Annotated in this window: 11 protein-coding genes, 1 tRNA gene and 2 pseudogenes; 5 read left to right on the top strand and 9 right to left on the bottom strand. The window is 57.5% G+C overall.

Translation table 11 applies throughout. From position 1 onward, the window contains the following. Window positions 1-9 precede the first annotated feature (9 nt). A tRNA-Gly gene (locus tag ACVWZ1_RS10750) sits at window positions 10-81 on the top strand. A 106-nt stretch (window positions 82-187) separates the two neighbouring features. On the opposite strand, the gene ACVWZ1_RS10745 is transcribed toward ACVWZ1_RS10750, so the two are convergent. From ACVWZ1_RS10745 to ACVWZ1_RS10730, 4 genes are all read right to left on the bottom strand, one after another. Continuing rightward, the gene (locus tag ACVWZ1_RS10745; protein ID WP_457503353.1) at window positions 188-1,015 is read right to left on the bottom strand and encodes a M15 family metallopeptidase; all 828 of its coding nucleotides are present in this window, start codon (window positions 1,013-1,015) and stop codon (window positions 188-190) included. A gap of 48 nt (window positions 1,016-1,063) precedes the next feature. Continuing rightward, a complete protein-coding gene (locus ACVWZ1_RS10740; RefSeq protein ID WP_011432689.1) occupies window positions 1,064-1,501 on the bottom strand; it encodes a peroxiredoxin in 438 nt (145 codons plus the stop codon). Between the two features lie 70 nt (window positions 1,502-1,571). Next, window positions 1,572-2,189 carry an HD domain-containing protein gene (locus tag ACVWZ1_RS10735; protein ID WP_011432688.1) on the bottom strand — a complete coding sequence of 206 codons (618 nt, stop codon included), beginning with the start codon at window positions 2,187-2,189 and terminating at the stop codon, window positions 1,572-1,574. Window positions 2,190-2,417: 228 nt separating this feature from the next. Further along, the gene (locus ACVWZ1_RS10730) at window positions 2,418-3,554 is read right to left on the bottom strand and encodes a LabA-like NYN domain-containing protein (RefSeq protein WP_457503352.1); all 1,137 of its coding nucleotides are present in this window, start codon (window positions 3,552-3,554) and stop codon (window positions 2,418-2,420) included. A gap of 440 nt (window positions 3,555-3,994) precedes the next feature. On the opposite strand from ACVWZ1_RS10730, the pseudogene ACVWZ1_RS10725 reads away from it, so the two are divergent. After that, window positions 3,995-5,168: pseudogene (locus ACVWZ1_RS10725) on the top strand (RNA-guided endonuclease InsQ/TnpB family protein); the annotation flags it as partial. Between the two features lie 116 nt (window positions 5,169-5,284). On the opposite strand, the gene ACVWZ1_RS10720 reads toward ACVWZ1_RS10725, so the two are convergent. Next, window positions 5,285-6,379: a dockerin type I domain-containing protein gene (locus tag ACVWZ1_RS10720; RefSeq protein WP_457503351.1), complete on the bottom strand. Its 1,095-nt coding sequence runs from the start codon at window positions 6,377-6,379 to the stop codon at window positions 5,285-5,287. A gap of 183 nt (window positions 6,380-6,562) precedes the next feature. Here ACVWZ1_RS10720 and ACVWZ1_RS10715 point away from each other — a divergent pair, with 183 nt between their 5' ends. Together ACVWZ1_RS10715 and rpmB are read left to right on the top strand one after the other, a co-directional pair. Further along, complete coding sequence (locus ACVWZ1_RS10715) at window positions 6,563-6,925, top strand: hypothetical protein (protein ID WP_457503350.1); 363 nt, start codon at window positions 6,563-6,565, stop codon at window positions 6,923-6,925. A 24-nt stretch (window positions 6,926-6,949) separates the two neighbouring features. Further along, a complete protein-coding gene (gene rpmB, locus ACVWZ1_RS10710) occupies window positions 6,950-7,186 on the top strand; it encodes a 50S ribosomal protein L28 (protein WP_457503349.1) in 237 nt (78 codons plus the stop codon). Window positions 7,187-7,225: 39 nt separating this feature from the next. Here rpmB and ACVWZ1_RS10705 read toward each other — a convergent pair whose 3' ends face one another. After that, complete coding sequence (locus ACVWZ1_RS10705; RefSeq protein WP_457503348.1) at window positions 7,226-7,954, bottom strand: pentapeptide repeat-containing protein; 729 nt, start codon at window positions 7,952-7,954, stop codon at window positions 7,226-7,228. A 252-nt stretch (window positions 7,955-8,206) separates the two neighbouring features. Here ACVWZ1_RS10705 and gshB point away from each other — a divergent pair, with 252 nt between their 5' ends. Further along, window positions 8,207-9,154 carry a glutathione synthase gene (gshB, locus tag ACVWZ1_RS10700; protein ID WP_457503347.1) on the top strand — a complete coding sequence of 316 codons (948 nt, stop codon included), beginning with the start codon at window positions 8,207-8,209 and terminating at the stop codon, window positions 9,152-9,154. Window positions 9,155-9,552: 398 nt separating this feature from the next. Here the strand turns inward: gshB and ACVWZ1_RS10695 are convergent, their stop codons facing one another. The 3 genes and pseudogenes from ACVWZ1_RS10695 to ACVWZ1_RS10685 form a co-directional block, all read right to left on the bottom strand. Then, window positions 9,553-10,173: a biotin transporter BioY gene (locus tag ACVWZ1_RS10695; RefSeq protein WP_457440769.1), complete on the bottom strand. Its 621-nt coding sequence runs from the start codon at window positions 10,171-10,173 to the stop codon at window positions 9,553-9,555. A 464-nt stretch (window positions 10,174-10,637) separates the two neighbouring features. Then, the gene (locus ACVWZ1_RS10690; protein ID WP_457503345.1) at window positions 10,638-11,120 is read right to left on the bottom strand and encodes an ABA4-like family protein; all 483 of its coding nucleotides are present in this window, start codon (window positions 11,118-11,120) and stop codon (window positions 10,638-10,640) included. Window positions 11,121-11,217: 97 nt separating this feature from the next. Continuing rightward, a pseudogene (locus ACVWZ1_RS10685) lies at window positions 11,218-11,442 on the bottom strand (RNA-guided endonuclease TnpB family protein); the annotation flags it as partial.

Here is an 11,442-nt window from a genome sequence, read left to right as displayed (position 1 = left end):
TTTCCCGACGCGGATGTAGCTCAGTGGTAGAGCTTCTCGTTGCCAACGAGACGGTCGCGCGTTCGAATCGCGTCATCCGCTTGCTTAGGCTTGTGAACCCATTCAAGAGGGGAATGAGATCCCTGCAAGGGAGAGGGCCGTGACGGTAGTCCCAAGGAGCTCCCCCTTTCCTCTCTCCCCAAAGGAGTCAGCCCTCACTCCCAGCTCTTCTCCCTCTGGAAGACGGGAGAGTAGGGGTCTCGGTTTGATTGGGCTGATTTGGGAATGGTTTGATTTGGGGAGCGTAGAAGGTCTCCAGGCTGTCACGGTCGCCCACAAAGCGCCAGTGCCAGGGTTCGTAATTCACCCCCTGAGGGTTGTTTCTGGGGAAAGACAGCTCAAAGCCAAAGCGGGCCGCGTTGCTCTGCAGCCACTGGAAGGCCGGGGTGGTCTCAAAGGCTTCTTGAGTATCCCACTGCGGAAACCCGGCATCCCCAAGGTCGATGGCATAGCCAGTGTGGTGCTCGCTGTAGCCAGGGGGAGCACTGACAGCAGCTCGTTCCTCGGGTCGCAAGGCTCGGGATTGAGCCAATTGAAAAAACAAGAATTCCTGATCCGCAATGGAGCGAAACCCGGAAATGGGGACAAGGCGGATCCCGGCAGCTTGAGCTGCTTCGCTCATGCGAAGGTAACTTTCGGCAGCCGCCTGGCGCAGGCGCACCTCGCGACCGCGGTAGTGGCCCACCACCCGCAAGCTATCTGCGGGAGCTTCGGAATAGGCATAGTGCCCCAACAGAGAAGGTCGCCCATTCTGCACAGTTGGCTGCGGCAGAGGGGGCTGAGCGGCTTCCTCCGGAACTTGGGGATCCGCCGCCTGCTGGGATCCCGGTAACTTCTCTATCCCCCAACCCGCCAGGAGCACTAGCCCAACCAGCACCAGGCCCAAGACTAGACGGGACCTCAGGGCAGGCACCGAACTTTGCGCTTTTTTCGCCGGAGTGGACTGGCGACGGGCGACCGGAATGTCGTCGTTCATGCGCAAAGGCCGGGATCTAGCGAGGAGTACTGAAAAGAGGCAGCGTTTCTACAAACCCAAATCCGCCAAAATATCGCGGGCATGGGTTTCGGTATTGATGTTCTGGTAGACCTTGGCAATTTTGCCCTCGCCATCAATGACGTAGGTCACCCGCTTGGCATAGCCGCCCCCATCCACATCGTAGGCGCGGGTAATCACCCCACTGCTATCCACCAGTAGGGGGAAAGGCAAGTTGTACTTTTCGGTGAACTTTTGGTGAGAAGCTTGGTCGTCCATGCTCACCCCCAGCACCACCACGTCCTTGCTTTGGTAGTCGGCGTAGGCGTCGCGGAATCCACAGGCTTCTTTGGTACAGCCGGGGGTGTCGTCTTTGGGGTAAAAATAGAGGACAACGGTTTTGCCGGCAAAATCAGCCAGCGAAACCTGGTTGCCTTGGGTGTCAGTGGTGTTGAACCCAGGAGCAGGGGTGCCAACAGCGAGAACCATAGGTGCGTGACCCAAAAAGTGTGATGAATAGGGCTGCCCTCAGCATTTTCTTCAGCCCTGCTTGTCTCTGTCAAGGCATTACCGCTCCAGCTTGGCATTGCAACTCAGCTACCAGCTCTTGAAGCTCCGCCGATAGATTGCCGGGCAGCCGTCGCCTCAGAATCTCTGCCAACGATCGGTAATACCACAGGGATCCCTCTTTTCCGGCGGAAAACCGCTGCCAGAGTTCATCCCCCAGTTGGCGAAAATCCCGCAAGATGCAGCGGGCGTTGTGCAGCTTGTCAGAGGCGGCCACCAACAAAACCGAGGCATTTGCCGTTTCCAGGTGCTTCAGGTAGGCGGTTTTGCGCTCTTTCCAGTTTTCTTTGGGCTCGCCTCGGGAGCCATCGCTTTCGGTATCCGTACATCCCAGGATGATCTGCAGCACCCGTTCTCCAAAGTGCTCCCGGATCTGTTGCTCGATTTGGGCGCGGGGCTCGCCTGTGTTGTGGGGGCCGTCCTCTAGGCTGTCGTGGAGCAGAGCGGCAATCGCTTCATCTTCATCCGCCCCATGCTCCAGGGCGATGGCTGCTACGGCCAACAGATGGCTGAGGTAAGGGATCCCGGTTCCCTTGCGGGTTTGAGAAGCATGCCAGCGATGGGCATAGTGCATTGCCTGCACAAACCGCTGTGTGAGTTGCGTTGACATCTGGACTCTCCAATTGGGGTTAAGTTGACTGCTGGGGCAAGGTTGATCCAAGCGAGTCTCAGGCGTTGAGACTGCAAATCAGAAAATGGTTAGAGAAGATGAGCACTTCTGATCACTTTAAATAAACAAGGTTAAGACGCTGTGCCGCCTACCCTCAACCCCAGCCCCTCTCCCTGTCTTGGGAGAGGGGAGTCAGGGATCGATGTAACTGTGCTGAGATGGCAAGGTTTAGCCGGTGGCCGGAGTCTGTTTTGCAGGCAGCGGCACCAGCGTTCCTGTCCCCTGCCAAGCGCACAAATCCACGAACTGGTCGGCTATCCGAATTAACGCCGGGTTCGTGTTCGGCCTGTAGGCGGCTACCTCCAGCCGGCAGCCTTGGCGGCGGATATGCTTGAGGGCCGGCACAAAATCTCCATCCCCACTCAGCAGCAGCACCGTCTCGTAGTGGGAGTGCATCGCCATCAAGTCCACGATCAGCTCCCCATCCAGATTGGCTTTGCGGCTGCCGTCGGCGTGGATCACCACCGGCTTGGTGACCACCCGATAGCCCTGTTTTCTCAACTCCCGCAGGAAACGACGCCGAGCTAGGTTGTGGCGATCTACCCCGCTGTAGACATGCACTTCCATCTCGGATCTGCCCTGGGCCAGCCAGCTGAGCAGACTGGGATAGTCGAGATGGGATCCCCACTGCTGGGCGCTGGCGTGGAGATTGGCCGCGTCGATGAACACCCCCAGGGCTTTGCGGGGAAAAGCAGGGGTCGGCTGGGATGCCACCAGCTGCTGCAGGTGTTGGAGTTGCGCCTGTACAGACTCCAGTTGCTCCAGAGTCACTTGGAGCTGGGATGCCGGCAGAGCATTCAACCGCAGCTCCACGGCTTTTAACCGCTGCTGGATTTGCTGGATGGCCTGGGTGATGGGGGCCAGCTGTTGCCGCACGGACAGATGAGACGTGGGCCGAGCTTCGAGGGCGTCGATCCGCCCTTGTAATGTTTCCAGTTGGGCCGCCGTCTGCTGCTGCTGTACCCAGATGGGCTCCAAAACCTTTACTTTCTGCTCGAGCTCTTGAATGGCTTCAGCCGGGGAAGCCAAGGTCTGCTGCAGAAGGGACGGTTCAGCAGTGAGCCGAGCGTCCAGCACCTCGAAACGCGCTTGCAGGGTCTCCAGTTGGGTTGCTGTCTGTTGCTGCTGTGTCCAGGTCTGTTCCAGAACTTGGCCAAGCTGTTCTTCGCGGCGGCGGATGGCAGGGTAGGCTGCTGCCAAAGGTAAGAGCCCCCAGATCACTTGGCGGGTCACCAGGGCCGTCACCCCCAGGGCCAGGGATCCCGTCCACAGCCAGGTTAAGGGGAAGGCAGAAGCCCTATTCATACTCATAGTCAGCTCTCCTCAGTTTGGGTTATCGATCTGCTCGGTTGCCAGGATTTCACCTCACTCACATGGGCCACCTCAGGGATCCCTCTCGAAGATCGAGATGCCCAGAACTCCCAGAGGCATCGAAGAGGAGCAATTCAGCAACTGCAGTATGCCTGCTATTGGAAGGGGAATCTTCCAATCGCTGGACAAACGTATTTCCCTTGTTGAGCAAACGGATCAGATATCGAGTCAGTTATCGAAAACAGGCTCAAACTTGTTCCTCTTGACCGACAGGCCCCGTGGCCCGCTCAACCTGGATTCAACGTCCAAGCTATTGGCTGACGGTATGGGCCGTAAAACCATTGAACGGAGCAGGGTCAGCTAGAAATCGCAGGAGCCCCGCACTGTACCCGTAGGGTCAGTGTCGGGAGGAATGCGGAAGTTACGATAGAACCATGACCCAAGTCCTGACCGTCTCCTGCAAGCTCAAGGTGTCCCAGTCGCAGGCCGCAAAGTTGGACGCGACCTTGGATGCCTTTGTGCAGGCGTTGAACTGGGTCAACCAAAACACGCCCGAGAAAGTCACCAACGCCGTTAAACTTCAATCTCTGTGCTACCGCGAAATCCGTGCCCGGTTCGGCTTGTCCAGTAACTTGGCAAGGACTACGTCCCGCTTACGCGACCAGCAGGTCTGCAGACGGCTGGCCGGTGCCCGTAAAGTTGCCCGACAGAAAAACCGCCCCGTCAAAGCGTTCAAGAGAGGCTTCGCTACCTACGACGCTCGTATCTTTTCGTTCCGCGAGAAAGACTGGACGGTGTCGCTGACCACGGTGGAGGGTCGGGAGCGCTTTGAGCTGGCGATTGGCCGCTACCAGAGAGAACGGCTGGCGGGCTCCAATCCCAAATCTGCCACTCTGGTCAAGCGTAAAGACGGCTCCTACTCCATTCAAATCTGTGTGGAAACGGAGCCATCCCCACCGCAAGGCACGGGTAGAGTGCTGGGGGTGGACCTGGGAAGGACAGATATTGCCCATACGTCAGAGGGGGACAACTGGAATGGACAGCAGTTGAACCGAGTCCGAGACCACTACTCCCGGTTGAGGGCGGCACTCCAACGTAAAGCCAGTAAGGGCACACGCAGTTCGCGGCGCAGATGCCGTCAACTGCTGCAACGGCTGTCTGGCAAGGAGAGGCGCTTTCAGGCGTGGGTCAATCATCGCATCTCCAAAGCTATTGTCTCTAGGGCAAAAGCTACCAACAGCGCTATTGCCCTGGAAGACCTGACAGGGATCCGGGAAAGAGTCAATCAACAGCCACGCAGCAAAGCCGAGCGACGCAGGGCCAACAGTTGGGCGTTCTACCAGCTGAGGCAGTTTCTGGAATACAAGGCTCTGCGTGCAGGGGTTACCTTGATTCTGGTGCCGCCTGCCTACACGTCGCAGACCTGTCACAAGTGTTTGCACATCCATCCCGACCCTGCGCAATCCTGTCGCGTCAGCGTTGCGTAGCAAAATCGCAGTGGGAAGCAGTTTAAGTGTGGGCACTGTGGATGGGAAGGGGATGCGGACTGGAATGGTGCGAATGTGATTGCGCTCTTGGGGGCTGCCGTAAACCAGCCTAGAGGTCAAGCCTACGGCTCGCTTCGCGAACGTGGTTGGCTTGCCAACTGCAGGGCTACCGTTCGCGCCAGCGGGCCGGAGGCCTTAAGCCCGCCCCGTACTGCGAAGCAGTCAGGGTTGGGTAGTTTACTTGGGGATCTCGATGGTTACGTTAGCCAACTGCACATCGTCATGATCCACCCAGGCTCCACCGTGCCGGATGACTGTATCACCTCCCAGCGGCACCGAGATGTGCAGGGATCCCCCGAAAAGGGGAATGCTGATCGGCACTTGGGGACCACGGGTGACCATGGGGGGCTGAATCAGGGTTTTGCCAGTGCGCAGGGTAACAGTGTTCAGGCCCAGGCGCAGAGGTTGCAGCGGCAGGGGAATCTGTAGGTTATCTCCCCCCAGGTGAATCTGCTCGATTTCCACCCCGTTCAGGATGACCTGCATGGGAGACATGTTGGCACTGGGGATCCGGGATTGACCGGCCCGATAGGCGGCAGCTGTATCCAACCCAATCAGGGATCCAATCCGCAAAACCGGTGGGCGGGAAGGCAGGCGTTGCAAAGTGAAAGAGCGGGTCATCTCCACCCCTTGGGCAGGGCCCAAAAATTGCCCGGCGGCAGCCGATTCCGGCGAGTACTGGTTATCCCCCAGGCGGATGACATTCGCCTCCAGTACCAAAGTTGTGTTGGGATCCCAGCGCTCCAACTGCAGTTGCCAAGGCCGATCCCCGCTGGCTTGACCGTTGCCTGTACTTTGGGAATAGGGCAAGTAATTTTCCAGCCGCGCCACCAAAATTTCTTCTGCCGGCAGCGGCCCTGGCAGGCGAAACCGACCCTGGGCATCGGTGCGCACCGAAATACCCGCCCCCGGAATGGCCACCTCCGCCCCGGCCAAGGGCTGCCCTGTCAGCCGATCCACCACCTGTCCCGAATAGGCGGAATCCAACTGCACCTGTCCTGTGGGCACATCCGTTGCTGCCTGAATGCGCTGCTGCAACACTTGCCAGTCGGCTTCTGTGATCCGTCCATCCTGGTCGACATCGGCAGCTCGGATCTGGTCGTCGGTCAATCCCCGTTCTCCCCGCAAGTAGGCCCCCAACAGGTTGAGATCCTGCACCGTCAAACGGCCATCCCCATCCAGGTCGCCCGCCTGAAAGGGCTGCGCTTGGGCAAAAGACACGCCTATCCAACCCAGGCCCAGGGATCCCAGCAGCAAGAGAGAATGAGCCAAACAGGAGACCCTAAACATGGCAACTCTCCTGGGAGTTGTTCATGTTCTAACGTAATTCACCTCCTCGCAGCAGGGTTGACCGAGCCGGTGTAGAGTACTCTTGAGCGCAATTCTGCCGGTTCGCCTTTGGCTGCAGGAGCCGAAAACTTAATGGTAGGATAACCGTGGTGACTTGCTTGTCCTATGGCTCGATACTCCTGCGTTACCCAGCTTGTGGGCTCAGCCGAGCAGCTAAGCGAGTCGATCCGCGCCGTTTTGGAGCGCTGCCAACTCAATGTCCTCCACAGCAGCCCTGATTACTGGGTGGCCGGTGAGCCTCCCGGAAAAAATCCCTACACCAAACTGGTCACGGTGGAAGTGTTTGTGGATCGCACCCTCCAGGCTGCCGACGGCTCTGTACAGGTAACCTGCATTGCCAAAAACGAAGAGCTGCCCCTCAGAAGCGTTAACCACTGCCAACAAACCTTTGACCGACTGAAGGCAGAGCTGGCCCAGTTGCAGAGTCAGCTTCAGCTTGCTGCCCAACGAAAAGATGCCTTACGATAGCTAGGCTGAGTTCGCTTTGAGCCCATGGCGCGTCGCTGCCAACTAACCAACAAGAAACGCAACAACGCTTTTGCCATCTCCCACTCCCACCGGCGCACCAAGCGTCTGCAGGAAGTCAATTTGCAGTGGAAGCGCATCTGGTGGGAAGAGGGTAAGCGGTTTGTTCGTCTGCGCCTTTCCACCAAGGCCCTGAAGACCCTCAAGACCAAAGGGATAGGAGCCATGGCCCGAGAAGCCGGGATCGACCTCAACCAGTTTTGAGTTTTCTCTTTAGCCCGGTTGTCCTTGACGGCTCCAACCTCACAGCAAGCCAAAAAGCTTACGGGACTTGGGTTGCAATCCCGCCAGCAAGGTGTTGAGGGTATCCCGTTGGGTAAGCTCGTTGGTGCCGCTGGCCCGCTCGATTAAGAGCTTGCGCGTCTCATCGGAGAGCTTGGCATCGGTAAAATCGGCTCCACTGAAGAGCGTATCTTCAATCTGAGCATCCTGTAGGTTGGCCCCCACCAAAATGGCCTGTTCCAGGTTGGCAAACTGAAGCTGGCAACTCACCAAGGCAGCCTGGGAGAGGTTGCAGCGAGATAGGTTGGCCTGGCGGAAGTCGGCGGCAAAAAAGTTCCCCTCCGCCAGATTAGCAGCCACCAAGCTGGCTTCACGAAAGATGGAATGGCTAAAACGGCCCCCCTGAAAGCTGCTTTTGTCGAGCTTGGCAGCGGTAAAGTTGCTGTAGTCTCCCAAAGCCTGACTGAAGCTGGATCCCCGTAGATCTGAGGCGGTAAAATTGGCCCGCTCTAGCTCAGCACGGCGAAAGTTGCACAGACGCAGATCGGCTTGCTGCATGCTGATCGAGCGCAGGCTAGCCCGCGTCAAATTGGATTTGGGCATCTGAATGCGGTCGAACAGGCCCCGCGAGAGATAGGCATTCTCCAGGTTGGCACCCACCAGGGAGCGCCCCTCACGCAAGGCTTCCAGCAAGTCCCGCGTGGTTTCAATGCGAACCGGCTCTGAGGGTTGAGAAGGGGGAGCACTCACGGATGGAGCATTCCTCACAGTTAGGCCAGAAACCCGGCCAACCCAGCCGTAAACTGGGGGCCAACAGGGATCCCACCTATCAAGCTAACGTTTGCGCCGCCTGCCGAGGTTAAGAGGATATTAAAAAGACAACTCTGCATCGAGCTTTCCAGAGGGGGTCTTCTCTTGTGGAAACAGCCTACCGGGGGAGAGCCATCGGCTCCGATTTGTTGCATACTCGGGGCAGCCTTTCGTGAGTGAACCGCACCTCCCATGCAGGTAGCTTTCATTGTTGACCCGTTGCCCCAGTTGCAGGTGAGCCACGATACCAGCGTTGCCCTAATGGAAGCCCTGCAGAAACGGGGGCACCGCATTTTCTGCCTGGGCCTGGCGGATCTCTACTGGGATCAAGGGGAAACGTGGGGATCCCTTGAGGAAATCCGGTTGGATCTGAAGGCGGATCCCTGGTATGAGGTCAAAGACCAGAAACTGCTGCCCCTGAGCCAAATGCAGGCGGTGTGGATGCGCAAGGATCCGCCGGTAGATGCGGCCTATCTCTATGCCACTTACCTTTTGGATCGTCTCTCTCCCAGCCGCACACTGGTGCTCAATCATCCTGCCGGGATCCGCTCGGCCAACGAAAAGCTCTATGCCCTGCAATTTCAAGAGTGGATCCCGCGTACCCGCGTCAGCAGCAACAAACGCCTGCTGCGTCAGTTCGTCGAACAGGAAGGACAGGCGGTGCTCAAGCCCTTGGGTGGCAAAGGTGGGGAAGGGATCCTGAGGGTCAATGCCGGGGATCCAAACCTCAACTCGTTGATTGAAATGAGCACCCAATTTGGTCGGCTGCCTGTGATGGTGCAGGAGTATTTGCCACAGGCGGCGGCAGGAGACAAACGCATTTTGCTGCTGGAAGGAGAGCCTTTGGGTGCCGTCAATCGGATCCCTGGAGAGGGCGATTTTCGGGGCAATGTTGCCGCCGGCGGTCGAGTGGAAAAAACCAAGATTACCGAAAAAGAACGGGCTCTCTGCGGGGCTTTGGCGCCGGTGCTCAGGCAGGAGAAGCTGTATTTTGTCGGGATCGATGTTATCGGGGAACGACTAACCGAAGTGAATGTAACCAGCCCAACGATGCTGCGAGAACTCTGTCAGTTGGAAGGAGTTGATCTGGCGGATCAAGTGGCTCAGTGGCTGGAAAAGAAGGTGCCCGTCAAGGACTGAATGACTACCCACCGGGATGCTTCTGGGATCCGGCGCGTCTGTTGCCTGACGGGGTTCCCGTCTATTTAGGGAGTCTATAGAGATCAAATTATAGCTTGGAATGACCATAGTAGGTTGAGTTCAACTTTTTCCGGTCGGCAGATAGAAAATAAAAAGCCCCACAAGGGGGCTCTGCCGCGACCAGTCAGCGACTTATAAAACTCTAGAGCAATATAAAGAAAAGCTCCATGAATAGGCCGTATTGAACATCGCATTGAGCACAGTTTTTAGAATCTCAGAAAAAAGGCCAAATCCTCGGAGCTGTTATCTTTTTTTTAGATTTTCCGACCCGAGGCTAATCCCAGGCCCCTTCTGCTTTGCCGGAGCGGTCTTTAGAGTTGCTGCTCTTGCCCAGTGGGCTAGGAGTCTGCCGGTGGCCTTTCCCGACCCACCCAGCGCCAGATGGTGGGCAGCAGCACTGCCGCCAGTCCGCACTTCACCAAGTCTCCTGGGATAAAAGGGAAGACCCCTTTGTTGAGGACGGCCAAGATCGAGGTGGGCTCAACATTCTGGTTCAGCCACACCCCCAGCCAAGTGGCTCCCAGCAAAAAAATCAGAGCTGAGCAGGATAACATCGCCAGCGCCATCTTCCAGGGGTTGCGATCCACGCCCCAGCGCTCCACCAACCAGCCCATCAGCCCCGCAGCTAGGGGAAAAGCCAATAGGTAGCCCCCCGTCGCCCCCGCCAAGTGGCTAAGCCCGGATCCGCCACCGCTGAAGAAGGGCAATCCCAGGATCCCTTCCAGCAGGTACACCAGCAACGTGAGAAAGCCCAGCCGTGCCCCAAAGCCTGCCCCCACCAGCATCACCCCAAAGGTTTGCCCGGTAATCGGTACCGGCGTGAAGGGCAGAGGGATCCGCACCTGAGCCAAGGCAGCTACGAACAAACTTCCCCCCAGAACCAGCAGGAGATCCCGAGTTCGGGAAGGGCGAGGCAGAACAGTTTGCGCCAAGGGTGTGTGAACAAAGGTAGCAGTCATGAGAGGTTTGCACTCCTGTTTACCCGAAGACTGAGCTTAAGGCCCCGTCCCATCGCTGCGCGGAAGCAAGCCAGTAGGGCGGGGAGTATGTCAGGGTTTCAGAATACAAGAATTCGGTTACCGAAAAACTGGGTTTGAAGCCCCGCCCTTTAAAGCGGCTTTGTGCTACGCTGCCTGCAGTGCCAGGGTAGTCAGCCGCTCTCGCCCACAGCAGCACAGGGCGCATTGTTCGCGTAAACGGGCTGTAGGCCCTAAACCCGACAGCCTGACGGTTGGATCCGACCTCAGTGGGTTTTGTGGTTGTTGTTTACAACGGCACCTAAAGGCACTCGGGAACCACCCTGTGTGCTGGCGAGTACGTAGCGCTGGGGAGCTGCGTGGCAGCAACGTTGAGGTCGAGGATGATCCCACGCTGCTCATTTTGCACCCTGTGCATCGGAAAGAGCCATAAAGCCAAGCAGGGGCTAGATGGATTCTTGCGGTACTTCTGTGCCTTTGTCAGGTTGAGGAGCACTGGGCCGGTTCTGGCGAGTCGTCTGTACAATTGCCACCGTAAGCAAATGGGAGAGCAGACCCACAGGCCCGGCAAACAAGCACAAAATCAGAGAATGGGTTGTCCATACTCGCTTATCCCACCCTTCCAAAAAGATCCAGCGGCCCACAAACAAATCCATGACGATGTAGTGTACCCATCCCGTCGCCATAACAGCGGGTTGACTGAATAGGTCGGTTAGGCTGGTCAGAGACAGTTGAGGGTCGGAAAATTCCTTGAGAACATCCGCGTTGAACCCGGTGACCAAAAGATACAAATAAACCGCCGCCAAAATAGCGATGGGCAAAAGCGATTCCATCACCTTGCGGGTTACCTTCCAACCCGGCAACAGAATCATCAAGGCCCAAAAGGGCAGAGCAAACCAGTTAGCCCCGTTAAAGATCATCTCCAGCATGCTTGGCAGCCCCCAACGCTACCTGTCCATTATCGGCCCAATGCCCCCTGGGGATCCCTGCAGTAGCGGGTGGAAATGGATGGGAGTTATTCGTAAACTACCCGACCCTGACTGCTTCGCAGTACAGGGCGGGCTTTCGGTAGCCCTGCAGTTGGCAAGCCAACCACGAGCCTCTAGGCTGGTTTACAGCAGCCCCCAAAAGCGCAATCACATTCGCACCATTCAAGTCCGCATCCCCTTCCCATCCACAGTGTCCACACTTAAACTTCTTTCCACTGCGGTAGGATTGCGCAGGGTCGGGATGAATGTGCAAACACCGGTG

This window comes from Thermostichus sp. MS-CIW-25 (assembly GCF_054060015.1).
Note: the sequence above shows the minus strand (reverse complement) of the source record. Positions and strands in the feature narration are given on the sequence as shown.